Source organism: Arthrobacter sp. Soil782 (assembly GCF_001428435.1).
In the GTDB taxonomy this organism is placed as follows: Bacteria; Actinomycetota; Actinomycetes; order Actinomycetales; family Micrococcaceae; genus Arthrobacter_D; species Arthrobacter_D parietis.
The window spans coordinates 104826-126560 of record NZ_LMSO01000001.1 but is presented as its reverse complement, the minus strand read 5'-3'; the positions used below and the strand labels follow the sequence as shown (position 1 = coordinate 126560).

26 protein-coding genes are annotated in these 21735 nt (G+C 64.1%); 12 read left to right on the top strand and 14 right to left on the bottom strand.

All coding sequences use genetic code 11. From position 1 onward, the window contains the following. Positions 1–225 precede the first annotated feature (225 nt). Positions 226–537, bottom strand: a complete 312-nt coding sequence (locus tag ASH00_RS00595) for a putative quinol monooxygenase (RefSeq protein WP_003941073.1) — start codon at positions 535–537, stop codon at positions 226–228. Between the two features lie 107 nt (positions 538–644). Between ASH00_RS00595 and ASH00_RS00590 the strand changes: the two genes are divergently transcribed. After that, positions 645–1586 (top strand): GlxA family transcriptional regulator, encoded by a 942-nt coding sequence (locus tag ASH00_RS00590; protein ID WP_056543588.1) that lies wholly within the window; start codon positions 645–647, stop codon positions 1584–1586. Positions 1587–2041: 455 nt separating this feature from the next. Continuing rightward, a complete protein-coding gene (locus ASH00_RS00585) occupies positions 2042–2392 on the top strand; it encodes a hypothetical protein (protein WP_056543585.1) in 351 nt (116 codons plus the stop codon). A 177-nt stretch (positions 2393–2569) separates the two neighbouring features. On the opposite strand, the gene ASH00_RS00580 is transcribed toward ASH00_RS00585, so the two are convergent. The 5 genes from ASH00_RS00580 to ASH00_RS00560 form a co-directional block, all read right to left on the bottom strand. After that, the gene (locus ASH00_RS00580; protein ID WP_056543582.1) at positions 2570–3409 is read right to left on the bottom strand and encodes an endonuclease/exonuclease/phosphatase family protein; all 840 of its coding nucleotides are present in this window, start codon (positions 3407–3409) and stop codon (positions 2570–2572) included. Positions 3410–3443: 34 nt separating this feature from the next. Continuing rightward, positions 3444–4253 carry a 3-hydroxyacyl-CoA dehydrogenase family protein gene (locus tag ASH00_RS00575; protein WP_235563185.1) on the bottom strand — a complete coding sequence of 270 codons (810 nt, stop codon included), beginning with the start codon at positions 4251–4253 and terminating at the stop codon, positions 3444–3446. Positions 4254–4309: 56 nt separating this feature from the next. Next, positions 4310–5062: an enoyl-CoA hydratase/isomerase family protein gene (locus ASH00_RS00570; protein ID WP_056543577.1), complete on the bottom strand. Its 753-nt coding sequence runs from the start codon at positions 5060–5062 to the stop codon at positions 4310–4312. Beyond that, a complete protein-coding gene (locus ASH00_RS00565; protein WP_056543574.1) occupies positions 5062–6258 on the bottom strand; it encodes a thiolase family protein in 1197 nt (398 codons plus the stop codon). Before ASH00_RS00565 ends, ASH00_RS00570 begins: the two co-directional genes overlap by 1 nt. 325 nt (positions 6259–6583) lie before the next feature. Then, the gene (locus ASH00_RS00560; RefSeq protein WP_056543571.1) at positions 6584–6793 is read right to left on the bottom strand and encodes a dodecin; all 210 of its coding nucleotides are present in this window, start codon (positions 6791–6793) and stop codon (positions 6584–6586) included. 169 nt (positions 6794–6962) lie between these two features. Between ASH00_RS00560 and ASH00_RS00555 the strand changes: the two genes are divergently transcribed. The 4 genes from ASH00_RS00555 (at position 6963) to ASH00_RS00540 (ending at position 10498) form a co-directional block, all read left to right on the top strand. Continuing rightward, a complete protein-coding gene (locus tag ASH00_RS00555; RefSeq protein WP_056543569.1) occupies positions 6963–7400 on the top strand; it encodes a VOC family protein in 438 nt (145 codons plus the stop codon). 50 nt (positions 7401–7450) lie between these two features. Then, on the top strand, positions 7451–8407 hold the full coding sequence (locus ASH00_RS00550; RefSeq protein WP_056543565.1) for a 1,4-dihydroxy-2-naphthoyl-CoA synthase: 957 nt from the start codon (positions 7451–7453) through the stop codon (positions 8405–8407). Positions 8408–8413: 6 nt separating this feature from the next. Then, positions 8414–9547 carry an o-succinylbenzoate--CoA ligase gene (gene menE, locus ASH00_RS00545; RefSeq protein ID WP_056543562.1) on the top strand — a complete coding sequence of 378 codons (1134 nt, stop codon included), beginning with the start codon at positions 8414–8416 and terminating at the stop codon, positions 9545–9547. Positions 9548–9613: 66 nt separating this feature from the next. After that, a complete protein-coding gene (locus ASH00_RS00540) occupies positions 9614–10498 on the top strand; it encodes a 1,4-dihydroxy-2-naphthoate polyprenyltransferase (RefSeq protein ID WP_056543559.1) in 885 nt (294 codons plus the stop codon). A gap of 34 nt (positions 10499–10532) precedes the next feature. Here ASH00_RS00540 and ASH00_RS00535 read toward each other — a convergent pair whose 3' ends face one another. Then, positions 10533–10826 (bottom strand): DUF4229 domain-containing protein, encoded by a 294-nt coding sequence (locus ASH00_RS00535; protein ID WP_056543557.1) that lies wholly within the window; start codon positions 10824–10826, stop codon positions 10533–10535. 30 nt (positions 10827–10856) lie between these two features. Between ASH00_RS00535 and ASH00_RS00530 the strand changes: the two genes are divergently transcribed. The 4 genes from ASH00_RS00530 (at position 10857) to ASH00_RS00515 (ending at position 14046) form a co-directional block, all read left to right on the top strand. After that, positions 10857–11243 (top strand): PLD nuclease N-terminal domain-containing protein, encoded by a 387-nt coding sequence (locus ASH00_RS00530; RefSeq protein WP_056543554.1) that lies wholly within the window; start codon positions 10857–10859, stop codon positions 11241–11243. Positions 11244–11511: 268 nt separating this feature from the next. Next, a complete protein-coding gene (locus tag ASH00_RS00525) occupies positions 11512–11994 on the top strand; it encodes an Lrp/AsnC family transcriptional regulator (protein WP_056543551.1) in 483 nt (160 codons plus the stop codon). A 119-nt stretch (positions 11995–12113) separates the two neighbouring features. After that, a complete protein-coding gene (locus ASH00_RS00520; RefSeq protein ID WP_056543548.1) occupies positions 12114–13409 on the top strand; it encodes a sensor histidine kinase in 1296 nt (431 codons plus the stop codon). Beyond that, positions 13402–14046, top strand: coding sequence for a response regulator (locus ASH00_RS00515; protein WP_056543545.1), 645 nt, complete (start codon positions 13402–13404; stop codon positions 14044–14046). The genes ASH00_RS00520 and ASH00_RS00515 overlap by 8 nt, the downstream gene beginning before the upstream one ends. Before the next feature lie 20 nt (positions 14047–14066). On the opposite strand, the gene ccsB is transcribed toward ASH00_RS00515, so the two are convergent. From ccsB to ASH00_RS00490, 5 genes are all read right to left on the bottom strand, one after another. After that, a complete protein-coding gene (ccsB, locus tag ASH00_RS00510; RefSeq protein WP_056543542.1) occupies positions 14067–15098 on the bottom strand; it encodes a c-type cytochrome biogenesis protein CcsB in 1032 nt (343 codons plus the stop codon). Further along, positions 15098–16786 (bottom strand): cytochrome c biogenesis protein ResB, encoded by a 1689-nt coding sequence (resB, locus tag ASH00_RS00505; protein WP_056543540.1) that lies wholly within the window; start codon positions 16784–16786, stop codon positions 15098–15100. Before resB ends, ccsB begins: the two co-directional genes overlap by 1 nt. Positions 16787–16817: 31 nt before the next feature. After that, entirely contained in the window at positions 16818–17585 is a 768-nt protein-coding gene (locus ASH00_RS00500; protein WP_056546421.1) for a cytochrome c biogenesis CcdA family protein, read from the bottom strand. Positions 17586–17620: 35 nt separating this feature from the next. After that, entirely contained in the window at positions 17621–18193 is a 573-nt protein-coding gene (locus tag ASH00_RS00495; RefSeq protein ID WP_056543537.1) for a TlpA family protein disulfide reductase, read from the bottom strand. 86 nt (positions 18194–18279) lie between these two features. Then, positions 18280–18945, bottom strand: coding sequence for a histidine phosphatase family protein (locus ASH00_RS00490; RefSeq protein WP_056543535.1), 666 nt, complete (start codon positions 18943–18945; stop codon positions 18280–18282). A gap of 202 nt (positions 18946–19147) precedes the next feature. Between ASH00_RS00490 and ASH00_RS00485 the strand changes: the two genes are divergently transcribed. Both ASH00_RS00485 and ASH00_RS00480 read left to right on the top strand, forming a co-directional pair. Next, on the top strand, positions 19148–19699 hold the full coding sequence (locus tag ASH00_RS00485; protein ID WP_056543531.1) for a YceI family protein: 552 nt from the start codon (positions 19148–19150) through the stop codon (positions 19697–19699). Positions 19700–19812: 113 nt separating this feature from the next. Beyond that, on the top strand, positions 19813–20481 hold the full coding sequence (locus ASH00_RS00480) for a hypothetical protein (protein ID WP_056543529.1): 669 nt from the start codon (positions 19813–19815) through the stop codon (positions 20479–20481). A 25-nt stretch (positions 20482–20506) separates the two neighbouring features. Here ASH00_RS00480 and ASH00_RS00475 read toward each other — a convergent pair whose 3' ends face one another. Both ASH00_RS00475 and ASH00_RS00470 read right to left on the bottom strand, forming a co-directional pair. Further along, positions 20507–21217, bottom strand: coding sequence for a redox-sensing transcriptional repressor Rex (locus ASH00_RS00475; RefSeq protein ID WP_056546420.1), 711 nt, complete (start codon positions 21215–21217; stop codon positions 20507–20509). A 151-nt stretch (positions 21218–21368) separates the two neighbouring features. Then, entirely contained in the window at positions 21369–21638 is a 270-nt protein-coding gene (locus ASH00_RS00470) for a glutaredoxin family protein (protein WP_056543526.1), read from the bottom strand. Between the last annotated feature and the right edge of the window lie 97 nt (positions 21639–21735).

Here is a 21735-nt window from a genome sequence, read left to right as displayed (position 1 = left end):
GCAGGGGCTGTTCGGTTCTGGTGGTCGCGCGATGCGCTGGCCTCACGGCTCTGCCCGACACCGACGTCGCTCTCCTCTGCGACGGACCCCTCGCCGGCTGAGCGCTCGCGGCCGGCATCCTGTCCGTGTGCCGATAGGCCTCGCACCGCTCGGCAACGCAGCATGGCGTTGCGTCGCGACCTGGCGACGGCTCGGCGGGGCGCGATCGTCTCGTGCGTTGGCGGACTACGGGAGCTTGGACGCGAGGACGTCGGCCGCCAGGATCTCGGGTGCTGCGCCGAGGAGGTGCTGGTTGGCCATCAGGGCTGCGACGATGGCGCCGTTGGCGTGGGCGTCGCGAGCGGCCTCGTCGGGGAATGCATCGAAGATCCAGAAGGTGTCGGCGTGGGTCCTGACCGCGAACCAGACAATCGTTCCTACTTCTTCGTTGGCGAGTGCGACAGCGCCGGCGAGCAGATCGGCGAGCGCGTCGTGCTGTCCATCGGCCGCGACGATCTTGGCGACGAAGGCATACGGAAGTGATGCGGGTGTGGACATGAGGGACTCTCCTTGAAGTCGGGGTTCTTCGTGGGACGAGTTCAGCGTATGACGAGCGAGGGCCGGTGGGGAGTGGCGTATACGGCAGTATTGCTATTGTTTACGTCATGCGTATCGGACTGATCGCGATCGACGGCTGCTTCGGTTCGGCGGTCGCGTCGGTCATCGACATCGTGCGGGTGGCCGACGGAGCCCGCGGCGATGTCGACCCGCGGATCGACCCGATCGAACTCGCCATCCTCGGACCGAAACGGCGAGTGACCACGACGGCATCGATGACCCTGTCGGTGGACCACCCGCTGTCGGAGTCCGGAGAGTTCGACGTCGTCGTCGTCCCTGCGCTTGGAACCCTCACGGCCGCCGCGACCCACGACGCCCTCCAGAGCCGAGATGCTCGTTCGGTCATCGCCTCACTCGGGCGCCTCGACGACGCGACCACCCGGATCGCCGCGGCGTGCACCGGCGTGTTCGCCGTCGCCGAGACCGGACGGATGCATCATCGGCGGGCGACGACCAGCTGGTTCCTGGGGCCGGAGTTCCTGAAGCGCTATCCGACCGTCGCCCTCGATCTCGACACCATGGTCGTGGTCGACGGGAACCTCGTCACCGCCGGCGCCGCCTTCGCCCACATCGACCTCGCGCTCTCACTCGTGCGATCGATCAGCCCCGACCTGGCCCAACATGTCGCCAAGCTCCTCATCATCGACGAGCGCCCGTCGCAGGCGGCCTTCGTCGCCTACGAACATCTCCGGCACGAGGACCCGATCGTCGTCGAGTTCGAACGCTTCGTGCGCGCCCGCCTGGACGAACCGTTCAACGTCGCCTTCGTCGCGCAGTCGCTCGGCACCAGCCGGCGCACCCTCGAACGACGAGTCCGTGCGGCGCTCAACCTCACTCCGCTCGGCTTCGTCCAACGGCTTCGCATCGAACGAGCTCGGCACCTCTCAGCAACCACGGACCTCACCTCCGCCGAGATCGCGCGACGGGTCGGCTACGCGAACGCCGAGACTCTGCGCTCCCTCCTGCGCAGGGAGCGACGCCGTTCCTGACCTATCGCCATGCCTGTAGCCGGTGTCCTAGCGCTCGGTTGGAACCACCTCTCAGCACGTCGCGTCGACGCTCCTGCGTCGCCCCTGGACGACCCACTCGACACGCCCGCAGCACAGGCCATGTGACGTGCCCCGGCTTCCCGGGCGGTCGGGGTTGGGTGGCTGTGATGTCGCTGCGTTCTCGTCGAGGGGGTCAGCAGACCCGATCAGGGTCGATTGGGATGAGCCGCGAAGACGGTCAGGTCAGGGCGGCCGAAGCCGGCTTTGTCCCCGGCGCACTCAGGGTTGCCTGCGGCATTGCAGGTGGATACTGGTTGTATCAAGCCACACTGGCCAAGAACGCTGGCGGGTGCGTCTTCTACGCTGCTGCTCCGGGGCCAATCGCAATGCGATGGCTGTCTCCGGAATGCAGGTAACGCAATGATGGAGAGGTAGTCGAAAACGGGAGAGGGCAAATGACATTCATTGGCATAGCGATTATCGGCGGTAGCCTCGGCGTGATCCTGGCTTCCGCACGCATACCACGGGTGGCTTGGGGACCGACTATCTGCGCCCTACTGCTGGCTGCTGCAAATGTTGTCCAACTCGCACCCTGGGGCGATATCTCTCTCGCTGAGAGTCTGTTGCTACCCCTGACGGCTTTTGTCGCGGACGCCGTCTACGGGGGTCTGCTCTGGAGACGTCTGGCGCTCGAACCCGGCGTCTCATACTGGGGGTGGGCGTTAAGATCGGTGACCCAACCCGGCTACTTGCGACGGTTGTACTCGACCCAGAAGGCTGAGGACGCGGTTACGCCGTCGCACTGATATCAAGAACATTCGTAGGCGAAGAGGCCGCAGTTTTCGGACTGTGGTCCTTTTCGTCCACGAACGGGGTCGAACCGAACGCGGTTGGAGACCGCCGACGGCGGGCACTCGCCACAGAGGCAGGCGCGTGACATTTCCAGCTTTCGAAACCGCTACAGATCTCTCAGAAGCGATGCATTAATCCACAGTAATAATTGCCTGCACCGGCGTGTGGTCTGATGGCCACGCGCCGTTGTAGCGGGTGGTGTTGATACCCGTCTCCACAACGGTGACTCCCGAGTTCACCATGACCCAGTCGATCCGTTTACGCCCCTGCTTCGGCGCACGGTAGTGCGGGAACGTCCCCCACAGCTCGGTCAGCCGCTCCTTGGCCTCATCCCAGGCGTCCGCCAGCACTTCACCGCTGGTTATCGCCTCGTAGGGCTGTGATGCCGCTCCGGTATTGAAGTCTCCGGTCACGACGACGGCCCCTTCCGTCTGCGCGACCAGGGACCGGATTGCCTCCGCTGACCGCTGACGCGACTTTCGGGACATGTGGTCAAGATGGGTATTGACGACGGTCAGTTGCTTGTCGGTTTCACGGTCCCGGAAGCGAGCTGTCACCACTATCCGCGGGATGAGGTTGCCCCAACCATTCGATCCCGGGGTGTCCGGGGTGTTGGACAGCGCGTCCTGATCCCACTCCAACAGTTCCAGCCGCCGTGCGTCATAGACGATGGGGCACTGTTCACCACCGCCGTCCGCGTTACGTCCGCGGCCGATGCTGCTGTAATGCTCGCCCAATCCCTCCAGGATCGCCGGCATCTGGTCCGGCAACGCCTCCTGCACGCCAAGAATGGTGGGCTGTTCGGCGGCCAGAAGCCGGCGGACGAGAGGTTCGCGGCGACCCCAGAAATCCTGGCTCCACCGGTTCACGTGTGCCACCCGGCGCCGGATGTTGTAGGTCATGATGTGAAGCTGCGGCGGCTCAACAGGTCCGATCAGCGGTTTGTCTGCCAGCGTCGTCCGCTCAGTCATGAAAAAACCTTAGCCCTTTTGTATGCGGCATAGGCTACTCGTCCCATGTAAAGAACCCCTGACCGGACTTACGCCCGAGCTCGCCACGTGCAACCTTGTCCTTGAGGACCTGCGGCGGAGCAAAGCGCTCCCCCAGCGTCGACTCCAGGTACTCGGCGATCCCGAGCCGCACATCGAGGCCCACGATGTCCGTTGTCCTCAGCGGACCGACCGGATGCTTGTAGCCGAGCACCATCGCAGTATCAATGTCTTCAGCGGACGCCACGCCTTCCTCAACCATGCGCATCGCTTCCAGCGCGATAGCGACGCCCAGCCGCGAACTGGCGAAGCCTGGCGCATCCTTGACCACTACGGGGGTCTTGCCGAGGGCTTCGGCCCAGCCGCGGGCCTTCTCAGCCAGCTCTGCCGAGGTGGCAGGCGCCAGGACAACTTCGATGAGCGTTGAGGCCGGCACCGGATTGAAAAAGTGCAGCCCACAGAACCGGTCGGGACGCTGCAGGACGCCTGCCAGCTCACCGACCGACAAGGAGGACGTATTCGTGGCGAGCCAGGCACCGGCGTCGAGCTGTTCCTCCACGCCGCGCAGCGCGGCCGTTTTCAAGGCGAGGTTCTCCGGCACGGCTTCGACCACCAGCCCGCACGAAGCGAAAGCAGAGTAATCAGTGCTTACCCGCAGCCGCGCCGACAGCGCGTCCAGACTTTCCTGCGTGCTCCCCTTGGCGATGCTCCGGTCCAGTGCGGCAGTGATTCGTCCGCGCGCCGCCTCCGCGGCGTCGTCGTTCTGTTCAACGACGACGACGGCGGCACCGGCCACACAGAATGCGTGCGCGATTCCCGCGCCCATCCGGCCGCCACCGAGAACGCCGACAGTTTCCGGAACGCTGTTGGTCCCCACTGAGCTCACTTTGTCTTCTTCCGGTCCGGGTCGTTCCTTGTCAGGAATGCTTGCATGCGCTCAAACTTCGCCTCGGACTCGAACAGGATGCCCTGTGCAAGCTGATCGATCACGGGATGCGCCTCGGGTGGTGCATGGAACACACTCTTGGTGATGCGGGTTGCCAGCGGGTCCTGGCGCGCTATGCGATCAGCGAGACGGTGGGCTGCCGCGAGCAAATCCTCAGCCGGGTGGATTTCCGTGATCAGCCGGGCGGCGAGGGCTTCATCGGCGTTCAACACGCGGCCTGCGAGCAGGATCTCCTTGGCGAGGGGCTCACCGACAAGCTCACGCAGCCGCCACGTCGCGCCGGCCGCCGGCAGGATGCCGAGACCCGTTTCCGGGTTGCCGATCTTCAACGCCGGTGTCCCGATCCGGAAGTCGGCGGCGAAGGCAAGTTCCGCGCCGCCGCCGAGCGCGTAGCCGTCCAGCGCGGCGATCACGGGCATCGGGAGTTTTGCGATTCGGGAGAACAGTGTCGAGTTGATGCCGGCAAGGGCGTCGTCGCGCCGTCGTTCTCTTAGCTGTGCGATGTCTGCTCCGGAAGCGAAGACGCCACCCGTGCCGGAGAGCACGAGGATCCGCGGGTTGCGCTCTAGGTCAGCACACACCTCGTGAAGCTCGTCGACCATCCGCTGGTCGATTGCGTTGCGGACGTCGGGGCGGTTGAGCTGGACGCTGAGGCGGTCATTGCCGTCGTCGATTGTCAGGGTTTGCACTACACACGCTCCAGGAGCAAGGCAGTTCCCTGTCCCACGCCCACGCACATGGTGGCAAGTCCCAGGCTTCCGCCTTCACGCTCCATCCGGCCCATGAGCGTGATGGCGATACGCGAGCCCGAGGAACCCAACGGGTGGCCCAGGGCGATGGCGCCGCCGTCGCGGTTGACGATGTCCTCGTCAAGACCAAGCCTGCGGATGGTGGCGAGCGATTGTGTGGCGAACGCTTCGTTGAGTTCGACGGCGTCGAGGTCGCCTATGGAGCGGCCCGCGAGCTTGAGCGCCTTCTGCGTGGCCGGGACGGGACCGATACCCATGATTTCCGGCGGCACTCCGGCAGAGGCGCCCGTGACGATGCGGGCGCGCGGGGTCAGGCCGAGCCGGGTGAGTGCGGCTTCGGACGCGACGATCACGGCGGAGGCGCCGTCGTTCAGCGAGCTCGAATTTCCCGCGGTCACCACGCCGTCCTTCGCTACGACCGGCTTCAGCCCCGCGAGCACCTCGAGCGTGGTGTCCGGCCTGGGCCCTTCGTCCGTATCAACGGTGACGTTCTTCTTGCCGTGTGTGGTGTTGACGGGAACGATTTCGTCTTTGAAATGCCCTGACTCGATTGCGGCAATGGCCCGCTGGTGGGAACGGAGTGCGAAGCCGTCGGCGTCCTCCCTCGTGATGCCGTCCACGCGGGCAACCTCCTCGGCCGTCTCCGGCATCGAGAACGTGGTTTTCTCCTGTGCAGCGAAGGTGGGGTTGGTGAAGCGCCATCCGATCGAAGTGTCGAAAGCGGCACCCGGCTTGGCGAATGCCGTCGTCGGCTTCTCCATCACCCACGGCGCGCGGCTCATGGACTCGACACCACCGGCAATAACGACGTCGGCAGCTCCTGCCTTGATCATGTGGGAGGCCATGATGATCGCTGACAGGCCGGAGGCGCAGAGCCGGTTCACTGTGATCCCGGGGATGGCGTTCGGTAGGCCCGCAAGCAGGGTGGCCATGCGGGCGACGTTGCGGTTTTCCTCGCCGGCGCCGTTCGCGTTGCCGAGGATGACTTCATCGATTGCCTCGGGGTCCAGGCCGGTGCGGTGGACCAGTTCGCGGAGGGTGAGCGCCGCCAGGTCATCGGGCCGGACCGCCGAAAGCGCTCCGCCGTACCGTCCCACCGGGGTGCGAACCCCGCCCACCAGAAAAGCCTCGGCCATGCCAGCCTCCGTCATCGTCGTCGTCAGAGCGTGCAGGAAGGGCGGCATAATTACCGACCGTTCGTTCTATAAAGAATCGCACGGGGCGCCGGAGCGGTCAACTGACATGACGGATCGGGATTGTTCCGTGTTCGGCTCGCCTGCGGGATAAGGCAAAAAGCGCCGGCGGAGCCGCCCCGGGATCTGCGCATCGGGGCGGGCTCAACGCCGGCGAGAAGACGGGCGCGGGTTAGAACCACGTAGGAAACAGCGTGCCCCTGCTGCGGGCTTTCGTCAACGGTTTCTTTCGTGGCCGCGGCAGTCCACGCGAGTCAGTCCACGCGAGTCAGTCCTCCAGGCGGAAGCCCAACTTGACGGTGACCTGCCAATCGGCGACGGCGCCATCCACAAGATGCCCACGGATCTCCTTGACCTCAAACCAGTCGAGATTCCGAAGGGTCTTCGCTGCCTGGGTCACCGCGTTGTTGACTGCCGCGTCCACCCCATCCGGTGACGTTCCGACGACCTCAGAGATGCTGTAAGTATGGTTCGCCATGCTTCCTCCTGAATCCGGGCGCCGGCAACTCCGGCGGGTGGGTGCCACGCTAGTCCTCCCCACCGTCGCGGTCCAGCCCTTCGAAGCTCGGCTCCAGCCATGTATTGCGGACGCGAATCGTCCGGAATCTTCTGGATTGAGCCGGCGGACGCGCCTACCCTCTTGTTTCATGACGTACAGCATCCAGATAGTGATCGACAGCGAAGATCCCCACAGGCAGGCAGGCTGGTGGGCGGAAACCCTGGACTGGAGGGTGGAGCCTACGGATCAGGACTTCATCGACAAGATGCTCGCAGAAGGTTATGCGCAGCAGAGCGACCTCATCGAGCACAACGGCATCCGCGTCTGGAGTACCGGTGAGGCAATCTGCCGGCCGGACGAGGACGGAAAAACGGGGCGGCAACGCATCCTCTTCGTCAAGGTCCCCGAGCCCAAGACGGTCAAGAACCGCACGCACCTGGACATCCGTCTTGACGGTGATGATAAGGACGCCGTGCGGGCATCACTGGAAGAGCGTGGCGCACGGTTCCTGTACCAGGGCAATGAAGGCCCGCACATCTGGTACACGATGGCGGATCCGGAGGGTAACGAGTTCTGCGTGAGCTAGCCGGCCCATCACTTTGAAGTTCCCCCCGTCTCCAAAGCTAGACTCGATTGGTGACCACAGATCTCCCACCCCAGGTATCCGATGTCTTCGACCCTGCCCGCTGGCGGCTCGTGGAGGGGTTCGAGGATCTGCAGGACATCACCTACCACCGCCACGTGGACCGCAGCCAGAACCGCGGCGCCCCGTTCCGCGATCTGCCGACTGTCCGGATCGCGTTCAACCGGCCTGCGGTTCGTAACGCCTTCCGCCCTGGCACGGTGGATGAGCTGTACCGCGCAATGGATCACGCACGGATGACCCCGGACGTTGCAACGGTCCTCCTCACAGGCAATGGCCCTTCTCCCAAGGACGGCGGGCACTCCTTCTGCTCCGGCGGTGACCAGCGGATCCGTGGGCGGGATGGGTACAGGTACGCAGAGGGTGAGACCAGGGAGACCATCGACCCCGCACGCGCCGGCCGACTCCATATCCTTGAAGTCCAGCGGCTGATGCGGACCATGCCCAAGGTGGTCATCGCCGTCGTCAATGGGTGGGCAGCAGGCGGCGGGCACAGCCTTCACGTTGTGTCGGACCTAACGATCGCCTCCCGGCAGCACGGCAAGTTCAAGCAGACCGACGCGACCGTAGGCAGCTTCGATGCCGGTTACGGCTCGGCGCTCCTCGCGCGCCAGATCGGCCAGAAGAAGGCCCGCGAGATCTTCTTCCTCGCCAGGGAGTACTCGGCCGAGGACATGGTGGCCATGGGCGCCGTGAACCAGGCCGTTGACCACGAGCGGCTCGAGGACGTGGCGCTTGAGTACGCAGCAGACATCGCGCACCAGAGCCCGCAGGCAATCCGCATGCTCAAGTTCGCGTTCAACCTGGCCGATGACGGCCTGGCCGGCCAGCAGGTCTTCGCCGGCGAGGCCACGCGCATGGCTTACATGACCGATGAAGCGGTCGAGGGCAAGGAAGCGTTTCTCGAAAAGCGCAGTCCCGACTGGTCCAGCTTCCCCTACTACTTCTAGGCGCCCATGGAACTCTTCCCCGTTCACACTCCGCCCGGCTTCGACCCGCATACACTGCTTACACCTCTCGCAGCGGCCCTTGCCGGTGAAGGGCCTGCGGTAGCACCGCACTCCGATGAGCATCAGAGCTTCAACGGCGATTTGCCCAACGATGAGATCGCCGCAGTGCTCAGCACCTCCGGCTCCACCGGCACCCCAAAACAGACCATGCTCAGCGTCGATGCCCTTGCCGCGTCCGCCATGGGGACCGCCTACGCCCTGAAGTCCGAGGGCCAGTGGCTGCTCACCCTGCCCGTGCAGTATGTGGCCGGCTTCCAGGTGTTGGTGCGCTCGCTGTACGCGGGGACCCGGCCGTGGACGATGGACCTTACCGAGACGTTCAGCCCGGAGCGATTCACGGAAGCTGCCGGTGAACTGACCGACAAAGTGCGCTTCACGTCCCTGGTTCCCACGCAGCTCCACCGGCTGCTTGAGGACCCGGCCCCCGACACCATCAAGGCGCTCCAGCGCTTCAACGCAATCCTGCTCGGCGGGGCGGCCGTCACCGACGCCCTCCGCAGCAGAGCCCGCGCACACGGCCTGAAGATCGTCCGCACCTATGGCATGAGTGAAACCTGCGGCGGGTGCGTGTACGACGGCGTCCCCCTTGAAGGCGTGCAGCTCACCAACGAAGACGGCCGGCTCTGGATCAGCGGACCGGTCCTGGCCGACGGTTACCTGGGCCAGCCGGATCTCACCCGGGAAAAGTTCCCGTTCAACTCTGGCCGGCGCTGGTTCCGAACGGACGACGACGGCACTATTGACGGCGGCGTCCTCACCGTCCACGGCCGCGTGGATGACGTCATCATCACAGGCGGACTCAAGGTGTCCGCGGTCGCAGTGTCCAGTGTTCTTGAGGGCATGCCGGGCGTCAGCGAAGCACTGGTGCTGGGTGTTCCGCATCCGGAGTGGGGTGCCCAGGTGGCTGCCGCCGTCGTAGGCTCGGTCAATCCGGACGCAGTGCGGCAGCATGCGCAGGAGCATCTTGGTTCACACGCGGCTCCGAGGATTGTGCTGACGCTCGACAAACTTCCCATGCTGCCCAATGGCAAACCCGACAGGATGGCCGTGCGCGCACTGTTCGAGCAGTCCGCGCTGTAGCGAATCCGCCCGCAGGTTCAGGGCATCCAAACGAAAATCCAGAGAACAGATAACCGGAGGAACACCGTGGCAACAGCTGCGCAATGGGTGGAGGGAGCGCGCCCCCGCACACTTCCCATGGCGGTGGCGCCCGTCATCATCGGCTGCGCGGCGGCTTTTGACCTCGGCGCGTTCAAACCCGTCAACGCCCTGCTCGCCGCACTCGTCGCCATCCTCCTGCAGGTGGGAGTGAACTATGCCAACGACTACTCCGACGGAATCCGCGGCACGGACAACGACCGCGTCGGCCCGTTGAGGTTGACGGGTTCCGGGGCCGCGAAGCCGCGGCAGGTGAAGTGGGCGGCCTTCGGATGTTTCGCGCTGGCGATGCTCGCTGGAATCGCACTGATTGTGCTTTCCCAGGCGTGGTTCCTGCTGCTCGTGGGCCTCGGCTGCGTAGCCGCTGCGTGGGGCTACACGGGCGGGCGCAATCCCTATGGGTACATGGGTTTGGGTGACCTGTTTGTCTTCGTCTTCTTTGGACTGGTCGCTACCCTCGGAACCACCTACACCCAGGCAGGTCAACTGAGCGGCCCGGCATGGGTCGGTGCGGTCTGCACGGGAATCATTGCCATGGCGCTGCTGATGGCCAACAACGTGCGGGACATTCCCACCGACCGGGAAGCCGGCAAGCTTACCCTCGCTGTCCGTCTCGGTGATACCGCCGCCCGTATCAGCTATGTGATGATGCTCGCGGTGGCCCTGCTGCTGCCGCTGCTCCTGGTCTACGACTACCCATGGGTGCTGCTGGTGCTGCTCCTCATCCCCCTGTGCCTGATGCCGAGCTGGCTGATGCTCAAGGGCAAAAAGCGCCGCAGCCTCATTCCGGTCCTGAAGCAGACGAGCATCATCAACCTCGGCTTCAGCGTGCTGTTCGGCGCCGGTGTGGTGCTCTCGGGAGTGCTGGCCTAGCTCTGAGCGCCCGGACTACGCCTCCAGGACGGAGCTAGGGTTTGCGGCGGTCGGAATTCACCGGGGTGTTGGGATCCAGGCTGTCCTCGGCGTCCGCATCACGCAACTCACTGGCTGAACGGACCGGCGGAGCTCCGTCACGGAAACGGCGCTGCAGGGACGACGCGGCACGATTGCGCATCTCGCGGAAGAACAGGTACGTGACGCACCACGCCAGAATTGCACCGGCTATCACCGAGAAGATCGCGCCCAGACCCAAGGAATAGCAGATCACGGAGAACACCGCGACGAAGCCGAGGCGCAGAGCGGTGAATTTTAGGAAAGGCACGTCTCAAGTTTACTCGCCTACAATTGATGCATGCCCCGCCTGCTGCTGCTCCTCGTGATCCTGGGGATCGCCGTCATCATTTACGCGCTGTTCGACTGCATCATGAGCCGAGCAGAATCGGTGCGCAGCATTTCGAAACCAGCCTGGTTCTTCACCATCCTCCTCGTCCCCCTTCTGGGCGCCGGTCTCTGGTTCCTCTTCGGTCGGCCGAGCAGGGACGACCGCCCAGCCCAGCGCCAGAAGCGGGGCCCCACGGCACCGGATGATGATCCCCAGTTTCTGCGAAACCTCGAGGTCAGGCGTCGCCAGGAAGCCCGCGAGGCCGAACAGCGAAAGCGCGACGCTGAGGAACGTGCACGCGAAGCGGAGAAGAAGAAGAACGACGAGGGCACGGCCAGCGACGGCAAGACCGCCTAGGCCGGTACGTAGGCGGTCTTGCGTAGCGCTCAGGCAAAGCCTTGTGGGCTACCTGACGCGGCTGCGGGTTGATGTTCCCTGACAGCCGCGGCACAGTGTTCCCGAGATGGTGTCCCGTTTCCACTTTCATGTCATCTATTTGACGATCTGTGCAAAGATTTGCACAACAGCTCATCGCCCGGATAGCCAGAATGCCTACTCCCGATGATCTGATCCCGACAATCGTGGTCAATCTGACCAGCCCCCACCTGGAGAGATCCGCAGACCGATGAACAAGGAACCGCGCCACACCCGAGATGCCATTGACCGGGCTGTGCTCGAGGCACTCGACGCCGAGCCTCGGATGACCATTCTCGCGATCGCCCAGCGGACGGGCCTTGCCCGAGGCACCGTCCAGGCCCGCCTCGACCGATTCGAGCGTGAAAGAGTCCTCAGGCCGCACAGCGTACGGATTGATCCGGAGGCACTGGGCATGGGAATTTCCGCGCATGTCGCTGCCGAGCTGGATCAGCACCGCATAGACCTCGCTGTTGAGGGACTGCGCGCCATTCCAGAGGTCATCGAATGCCTTGCGCCCGCCGGCGAGACAGACCTGCTGTGCCGCGTGGTGGCCCGGGACCCTGACGATCTCTACCGGGTGTCCGAGGAAATCCGCCTGTGTCCGGGAATCCTGCGGACCAGGACCAGCATGTTCCTGCGCCAACCGATTCCCTATCGGATGGCGCCCCTGCTGAGGGCGATCGCGGGTTAGCAGGCATCCTCCCGCCATTGTGCGGTAAACGCTCCGCGGGCAGTGGGCGCCGGCCTCCGCAATCGTCGGTCAACTGTTCGGTTGATGTCGCTGTCACCGGGCGCGGCTAGGGTTACTGTATGCGAGAGCCCGCGAGCACGGCCGGATACATGGCCGCTCCAACCGTCCTGCGGATGCTCCGGATCACCCTCCACGCCGGTTTCCTGACACTGCTTCTGGTAGGAGTGGCGGCGACCGTGAGTTCGGAACCCGGCCCCGCAGTGGTGTATCCGGTTCTTCTGGTCTCCCTGTGCCTCGGCGGACTGTACCTGGCCGGAACCATCAGCGAGAAGCGGGCCGCGAAGCGGCAGGTGCTGCCGCCGTCGTCGTCGCATGGAACGCACTACACACGGTTCTGGCTGGCTGGGATCACCGGGCTCTGGATTGTCCTCATGGTGTTCAGCGCCGACTTCTCCTGGCTGGCATTCGCCCTCTTCTTCCTGCACCTGCACCTGCTCAGCACCAGGCATGCCGTGGTTGCGATCGTCCTCCTGACCGGCGTCGTCATTGCGGCCCAGTGGAGCCGCGAGGGAGAGCTCCAGGCGCCGATGATCCTCGGTCCGACGTTCGGTGCGGTCTTCGCGGTAGTCATGACGATCGTCTACCAGAGCCTCTACCTCGAGGGCGTCAACCAGCGGCAGTCGCTCGAGGAGCTCCGGCGCACCCGTTCCGAGCTTGCACGGACGCAGCACCAGGCCGGAGTGCTCACTGAACGGGAGCGTCTGGCCCGGGAAATCCATGACACGCTGGCGCAGGGCCTGTCCAGCATTGTCCTCATCTCACGTGCAGCCGAAGCCTCACTCGAAGCCGGGGCAACGGAGACGGCGCGGGAACGCATCCGCACCGTGCAGCAGGCGGCGTCCGACAATCTTGCGGACGCGCGCCGCTTTGTGCGCGGGCTGAGTGCGGCTGAAGGTGATCCCGAATTCCTCGTCGGCAGCCTGCGCAGAACCTGTGCAAGCGTCGAACAGCAGGCAGCAGCCCAGGGCACCAGCCTGCGTTGCCGGTTCGAGATTGACGGCACACCCGTCCGGATGCCGGCTCCGTACGAGGTTGCGCTCCTGCGTGCCGCGCAATCGGCTCTGTCCAACGCCCTGCAGCACTCAGGGGCGGGCACCGCCGTCGTCACGCTCACCTTTGTGGGCTCAGAGGTAGCGCTCGATATCTACGACAACGGCAGGGGGTTCAATGTGGATGGTGCACTGGAGTCTGCGACGAAGCGGACAGATGGAACCGGATTCGGGCTGAGGGCCCTGCGGGAGCGGATCAGCGCCTTGGGCGGTGTTCTTGACATCGAGTCCGAGGCAGGTGAGGGCACCGTCGTCGGCATCCGTTTGCCCCTGCTGCCGTTTGATGACGAGACAGCGGATGACTGAGATCCGCGTACTTCTGGTGGACGACCATCCGGTTGTCCGGGCCGGCCTGAGGGCAATGCTCAACGACTTCGACGGCGTCTTCGTGGCCGGAGACGTGGCTGACGGCGCTGCCGCCCTGGCAGAAATACAAAAACGCGCGGCCCTCGGTCAGCCGGTGGATGTTGTGCTCATGGACCTCCAGATGGGCGAGGGCATGGACGGCGTCACCGCGACCCGGAGCATCCGCGCACTGGATGACCCGCCGCAGGTACTGATCCTGACCACTTATGACACCGATGCAGACATCATCGCTGCTGTGGAAGCCGGCGCCGGCGGATACCTGCTGAAAGACGCTCCGCCGGAAGAAATCCGTCGAGCGGTGCAGTCAGCCGCCCGCGGACAGACAGCGCTCGCACCGGAAGTAGCCGCGCGTCTGATGGGCCGCATCTCAAGCCCGACGACGTCCCTGAGCGCCCGCGAGATCCAACTGTTGGAACTCCTTGCCACCGGCATGCCGAACCGGCGTATTGCCAAAGAGCTGTTCATCAGCGAGGCAACCGTGAAGACGCATCTGGTCCATATCTACGACAAGCTCGGCGTGGACAACCGCACCGCCGCCATATCAACGGCGAGGCAGCAACGCATCATCAGGAGCTGAAGGCTTAACTTCGCGTTGGATCAGACTCCGGCGTAGCTGTGCAGTCCCGAGAAGTAGATGTTGACGATCGTGAAGTTGAAGACGATGCACAGGTAGCCGACAATCGAGAGCCAGGCCGCCCTTGTCCCGGTCCAGCCACGGGTTGCCCGGGCGTGGAGGTAACCGGCGTAGACCACCCAGATCACAAAAGTCCAGACTTCCTTGGTGTCCCAGCCCCAGTACCTGCCCCAGGCCTTCTCCGCCCAGATTGCGCCCGCCATGAGGGTGAAGGTCCACATCACGAACGCGATCGCGTTGATCCGGTAGGAGAGATTCTCCAGGCTCAGCGCGGAGGGAACCAGCCGCATGAACGGCAGCCGGTCTTCACCGCCGGAGGCGAGACGAGCAACCCGGCTGGCCTGGATCAGCTGAAGTACGGACATCGCGAAGGTCAGGGTGAAAAGGGCGGAGGCAGCAACGGCCACGGACACGTGGATGATGAGCCAGTAGCTCTGCAGCGCAGGCACCAGGTTTGCCACCGGCGTCGGAAATCCAATGGTGGCTGCGCACAGCATGACTACCACGAGGCCAATCACGAAGGTTCCGAGGAATCGCAGGTCCTTGCGGGTGAGCACCAACAGGAAGACGACGGCGACCACCAGCCCGCCGGTGGTGCAGAACTCGTACATATTGCCCCACGGCACGCGGCCAGCGGCAACGCCGCGGGTGACAACAGCTACTGCATGGATCACCGCAGCAACGATGGTGAGCGCGACGGCGATGCGGGCGGCGGAGCGTCGCTCTCCCTGATAGTCCATGGCGTCGTCGGCGGTTGAGCCCGTTGGAGCGCCGTCAGCGGATGCCTTTCCGCGCCTGCCTCCGGCCACGGCGCCAGCAAGCACCAGCTCCCGGTCCTTGGCGGATTCCGCGAGACCGGCTTCAATCTCGCGGATGCGCCGGCTGCTCTTGACGAGGTCCCAGGTGAACGCGAGGAATCCCACTGTGTACGCCAGGGCAGCGAGCAGCATGAAGAGCTCGCTGTACTGTCCCAGGGTCTGGTTTATGTTCTGCATCAGTTGTCCTTACCGCTTCCGGGCGCTGACGCCCCCGCGTGCGCTGTCCCATTCTCGTCGTCTTCGGTGCTGTCTGCCAGCCAGCGTTGCCGGAGCAGTTTTTCGATCGCTGCCCCTTCGCCCGCCAGACGGTGGTCTTCACCGCGCGCCAGCAAGCCGTACTCGACCGTGATGCTGCCGTCAGTGCGTGTGCCGGTGGCAATCCAGACCCTGCGGCGGCCGATGAACAGGGACGCGCTGAGCCCGGCAAGCGCAAGCGAGGAAAACACCAGGGCGCCCAGCTCAGCCGGGTCATGCGTGATGTCCAGGGCTGCATAGCGGCGCAGCCCGTCGAAGGTGATGGAGCCCTTGCCATCGGGCAGTTCGAACGTTTCCCCGGCGTCGAGCACAATGCCGCCAGCTTCGCTGTTCCGGCTGTTGAGCTCGGTCAGGGTGTCCGTGTCCAGAACGTAGACGTTCTGCGGATCTCCGTCGTCGAGCCCGAGGTCACCGTAGTAGGAGTTGAGGTTCAGCTGAGGAAGGAACGGGTCCGGGTCGCGGGAGAAGGAGACGCCGTTCTCGTCTACTGCTGCGGTGGGCAGGAAGAACCCGACAAAACCGAGCTGGTTCGGCTGTGCGTCCGGCACTTTCAGCACTATGAGGGAGGTGAAGAGTCCGTCCTGTGGAATGGACACAACAGGTCCCTGGTGCGCAATGTTGCCCTCGCCGTCGCGCACCGTAATGACGGGAGCGTAGCCATTGCCTACCAGGTAAACGCTGGTGCCGCCGATGGTCAGCGGTTCATTGACCTTCAGGATCTGCTCTTCCGGTTCAGCCCCGGGAGCGGTCTTGGTGGTCATGGTGGCGGTGAAGTCGATGGGCTGGCCGTAATGCGTGAGCTGCCGGTCAAACTGCACCTCGAAGTCCTCGAGCGTGATCGAATACGGGTCCAGGTTGTCTTCGGAGAAGTTGGTGCCCGGCGTGAAGGAGTCATAACCCACCAGCGTGTTCACGAAGGTTTCACCCTCGATCAGGATTTTCTGTCCCCGGTATCCGAACAGCCCGCCAACGGCAACGGAAACCAGCACGCCGATGAGGGACACGTGGAACACCAGGTTCCCGAGCTCCTTCAGGAATCCCCGCTCTGCGCCGACGGAGGGCCGCGCACTGTTTTCATCTCGCACATCCACCCGGTACCCGCGCTTCTTCAGCACAGCTGCGGCGTCGACGACCGCGGCACCCGCCGAGGCGGGCCGCTCCCCTCCCTGGCCGCTGGGCTGGGACTCCTGCGCGGCCGGCAGGACGAATGTCCCGTGAGCGGGCATCCGCGAGAGCCTGCTTGGAGTCCGGGGCGGCTTCGACCGCCAGGCACGGCCGTGGACCATCGCGCGCGGGATGACGCACCCGATCAGTGAGATGAACAGGAGCAGGTAGATCGCTGAGAACCAGACGGACGAGTAGACATCGAACAACTGGAACCAGTCCAGAATGGGTCCGGTCTCCGGATTGTCCTGAATGTACTGGGTGACGACTGCCGGGTTTGCCGGGCGTTGCGGGAAGAGCGAACCGGGCACGGCGGCGACCGCCAGCAGGAGCAGCAGGAAGAGAGCCGTACGCATACTCGTCAGCTGAGTCCACATCCACCGCACGGTGCCGAGGAATCCTAGAGCGGGCAGCGCGACGCCGTCTTCTCGCTCCTTCGTTGCCATGGAGTCTTCCTTTGGTTTAGCCATCAGTTGTTCAGATCGGTAACGTCACGCCGCCGAGCCACTGCTGAAGCTCGTTGATCCACAGGTTCCAGACACCGGACGCCATGAGCACGCCGACCAGTATCAGCATTCCGCCGCCGGTTCGCTGCAGCAGCAGCCGGTGGCGTCGGAAGAATTTCATGGCTCCCATCCCCCGCCGCAGTCCGAGCGCGATCAGCAGGAAGGGCAGTCCCAGGCCCAGGCAGTATACGAAGGTGAGGAGCGCGCCTTTGGCGGCACTGGCGCCATCGTTGGAGAAAGCCAGCAGTTGCACGGCCGAGAGCGTGGGCCCGATGCAGGGCGCCCAGCCAAGACCGAAGGTGAGGCCCAGCAGCGGCGCACCCCAGAGGCCGCTCGGAACGCGGGCGTGGAGCTTCCGGTCCTGTTGGAACCAGGAGAATCCGCCCATGAAGACGATGCCGAGCACAATCACCACGAGCCCGAAGATCCGGATCAGCCACTCCTGGGAGCCTGCCAGCCAGGCTCCCAGCTGTCCGAAAAGCGCTCCGTACGCCATGAACACTGCGGAGAACCCGACGACGAACAGCCCGATTCCCGCGACCATCCGTCCACGCTTCTGCTGCTCCAGATCCACACCGGTGAGTCCGCTGACGTAGCCGAGGTACCCGGGCACCAGCGGCAGCACACACGGTGATACGAAGGACACCAGGCCTGCAAGCAGCGCCACGGGCAGAGCAAGGAGCATCGAACCGTTCAGGACCGTATCGGCAAAGGCATTCCCGGCCGGCGCGAGGGCCATAGCGGCACCGAGTGGGAGGGATGCGGACACAGCCACTACTCGGCCAGCGCGGAGTCAATGAGTGCGCTGAGGGTTCCCTTGTCGGCCAGGCCCAGTATGCGGGCCGAAACGCGGCCCTCTTTGTCAAGCACGAGAGTTGTCGGCACAGCCTGCGGCGGGACGTAGCTGGTCATCGCGAGGAGGACTCCGCCGTCGGAATCATTGAAGCTGGGGTAGGGAATGCCGAAGTTGCGCTCGAAGGCCTCGGCGTTCTCCTTGCTGTCCCTGATGTTGACGCCGTAGAACTGCACGTCCTCCGACTGGTACTCCTCATGCAGCGCAACGAGGTCCGGAGCCTCTTCCCGGCAGGGTGCGCACGCTGCGTACCAGAAGTTGAGTACCGTCACCTCTCCTGGCCACGCGGATGAGGAAACAGTTTCGCCGTTGTAGAGGGTCCCCTCGATCTGGACGGGTTCACCGCGTTCGGCAGCGGCGTACTCGGTGACGGAACCGTCGCCGGCAATGTAATTCTTGTTGCTGCCCTCGGCCGCTTGCTGGGCCAGCGGGTCCTGTGCAGCACAGCCCGAAAGGACAACGACGGCGGCAATCACCGACGCGGCAAGGCGCATCAGGGCGCGGCCTGACCGGCGACGCGGGGCGGCTTCAGTTTGAGTCACAACGGCTTCCACGAGTTCTACAACGTGTAGTAATTGTATTACGCTCCCGGGATGTTCTTTGCGCGCGGCAATAGATCAGCACAGGGCTCCTCATACCGAACGCCGGTGAGCTGGTCGCCGTCGAAATAGAGGGAGGTTACGGAGCTCAACGTGCATTTACGCTGGCGCGGATCATGCCACAGGCGCCGGTTCTCGGCTGACAGCCGCGCAACCCAGATGGGCAGCTGATGGCTGACCATGATCGCCTCGGCGTCCTTGCCGCCCGTAGCTTCCAACGCCGCGCGCCGCGCATCGTGGACAGCGGACATGACGCGCTCAACCTGGGCGCTGTACGGCTCACCCCAGGATGGAGTGAACGGGTTTCGCAGGGACTTCCAGTGCCGGGGGTGCCTGATCTGCTGGGCGACCTGCGCCATCCCCTCGAACCGGTTCTCCGCCTCGATGATGCGCTCATCGGTTACAACGGTGAGGCCCAGCTCGCGGGCTGTCGGTTCAGCGGTCTCCTGTGCGCGCGTGAGGGGTGAGGCGACGAGATGCACGATGTCGGCGCCGTCCTTCCTGCGCTCCGCAAAGTAGCCCGCAACCCGCTCGGCCATCTCACGACCGAGCTCTGACAGATGGAACTCGGGCAGGCGGCCATAGAGGATCCCGTCCGGGTTGTGGACTTCGCCGTGGCGCACGAGGTGAACGGTGGCTGAGGGCATGTCATCAAGTTTCGCATCCCTCGCGCCAGAGGGCTAAATCGGCCGGCGACTGGCTGTCGGAAGAGGCGGTAGAGAAAAATATTTGAACATTGAAGCAATTGATGGAATAAAAGATGCAAATGCATGTTTATTAGAGATACACGCTCGTTCGGTCGCCTCGGCCGCACACCAACCCAAAGCACGACAGATCAGGAGAAACATCATGGCTATCCCCACCGGACTCACTCAGGGCATCTGGAACTTCGACGGCTCGCACAGCGAAGTGGGCTTCAGCGTCCGCCACGCCGGGATCAGCAAGGTACGCGGGAACTTCGACACCGTCGACGCCACCCTGCAGGTTGGATCCTCACTCGAGGATTCGCAGGTTACCGCAACCATCAAGACCGCATCTTTCAACTCGAACGATGAGAACCGCGACGCCCACGTTCGGGGCGGCGACTTCTTCGACGCAGAGCAGTTCCCCAAGATGACTTTCGTGTCCAAGCGGGTCGAAGGCGCCGGCGAGACCTACAAGCTGATCGGCGACCTGACCATCCGCGGGATCACCAAAGAAGTTGCCATCGATACCGAGTTCAACGGTGTTGCTGTTGACCCCTTCGGTGCCACCCGTGCTGGATTCTCCGGCCAGACGGTTATCTCCCGCAAGGAATTCGGTCTGACCTGGAACGCAGCTCTTGAGACCGGCGGTGTTTTGGTGGGCGACAAGGTGACCATCAACCTTGACGCCGCTTTCGTGGCACCCTCGGCCAACTAGGCTCTTTGCTCACGAATCCCTTCGAGGGGGCGTGCCGGCTTTCCGGCACGCCCCCTCGTTTTTTCTGTCCTGAAAGCCCGACGGCGGAAGCTTGACGGCTGTACGCTGAGCGCATGAGTACGCCATCACACGATCCTTCAGAACGCGATCCGCACCAGCTCTCCGGAACTGAGTCACTCAATCCCAATGAGCCCGGACCCACACAGAACTCCGGTGCGGGCCTCTCCCCCGAACCGCAGAAACCTGCATCTCCATACTCCTACCAGTCGGCCCAGCCCGCAGGGTATGCCTATCCGAGTGCAGCCCGCATGCCGGAAGAGGCGCGGCCGCCTCTCCCCAAGGAAGTCAATCTGGCTTTTTGGCTGATCATCGCCGCTGGGGTTCTCAACTTCATCACCACCCTGATGGGATCAGGCACCACGGGTGGGCCGGCGGGAGCGGCTGCAATCGGTGTCGGCATCGGGATCGTTGTCGGCATCCTTACCACCGGCGTATACGTACTGCTGGCCGTCTTCATCCGCAAGGGACACAACTGGGCTCGCATAACCGCCACTGTTCTTGCGGGTATTTCGGTTCTGCTCATGATCATGAGTTGGGTGACGCTCGCCGCGCTGCAGGGTAACGCTGAAGTCCAGGCGCAGCTGGGTGGGGAAAGCCTGCAGCCAAGCGGATTCTCCATCGCGCTGAACGTGCTCGTGGTGCTGCTTGGCGTCGCAGGAGTTGTGCTGTGCTGGCTCAAGCCGTCCAACGCCTACTTCAAGCGGCAGCAAATCACGCACTAGCGCGCAGAAGCTTGCTGGACCGGCCCTACTGGGCCGCGCGGGCGCTGGAACCGGCATCAAGATCCGGATCCTGCGCCCGCTGTGCGTGGTAAGCGAGGATCTGCAGCTCCGTGGCCATGTCCACCTTGCGCAGCTGCACCCGGTCAGGAACCTGCAGCACTACCGGCGCGAAACTTAGGATGCTTGTCACCCCGGCCGCAACAAGTTCATCGCACAACTGCTGTGCAACGCCCGCTGGTACCGCGAGAACAGCCATATTGGCGCGCGTCCTGTGAAGCACTGTTGCCAGATCCTCCACTGGGCTGACGCGCAGCCAGCCGACCTCCGTACCGACAATCATCTGATCTGCGTCGAACAGCGCGACCACCTCGAAGCCCCGCGACTGGAACCCCGAGTACCCGGCGAGCGCACGCCCGAGGTTTCCGGCGCCGACGATGGCCACCCGCCAGTCCTGGGTCAGTCCCAGGGCTGTGGAGATTTGGCTGTTCAGGTACTGGACGTCGTAGCCGACACCCCGCGTGCCGTAGGAACCCAGGTAGGAGAGGTCCTTGCGGAGCATGGGCGAATTCACGCCCGCCGCGTCTGCCAGTTCCTCCGAAGACACTCGTTCAATCCCCTCCGCCAGAAGGGAGTTGAGGGCGCGCAGATAAATGGTCAGGCGGGCGAGCGATGCAGGCGGAATTTGCCTGCCCTGCTGATCGCCGGCGGCGGACCGTAATCCGGGAAGCTCCGACATGGTCACTGCTTCATCTCTCCGTTATTTGTTCGCCGGCGGCCTGAACTGCTCCGCCCGCCCGCCGGAGGATGACGGCGGGATAGTCCCACTTTAGGTCCCTGATCGAAGGCCTCAAAGTCAGGACGCAATGGCGGGCGCTGAGCACAAAGGCTCAGGTGAGGAGCCGTCGCAGGCGCGCTTCGTCGATTGTCCAGAAGTCCCGCTGGACCCCGTCGAGAAGCAGAACCGGCACCTCTTCCGAGAATCGTTCCAGCAGATCGGCGTGATCGGCAATCGACTCTTCCCGCCAGGGCACGCCCAGTTCGGCAGCCACGCGGTTCACTGTCTCCCGGGCGGCGTGACAGAGGTGGCAGTCCGGCCTAGTCACCAACACGAGGCCCGTGCTCCATTCCGCGACAGGCGGTTGGGTCTGCTGAGTCATGGTCCACAAGCTTACTGGCCGCGGGCTCCGTGCAGGTCGCCATTACGGAACGCCCTCGAAGCGTGAAAGATCGGCTGGTTACTGTGAGTGTCCGCGG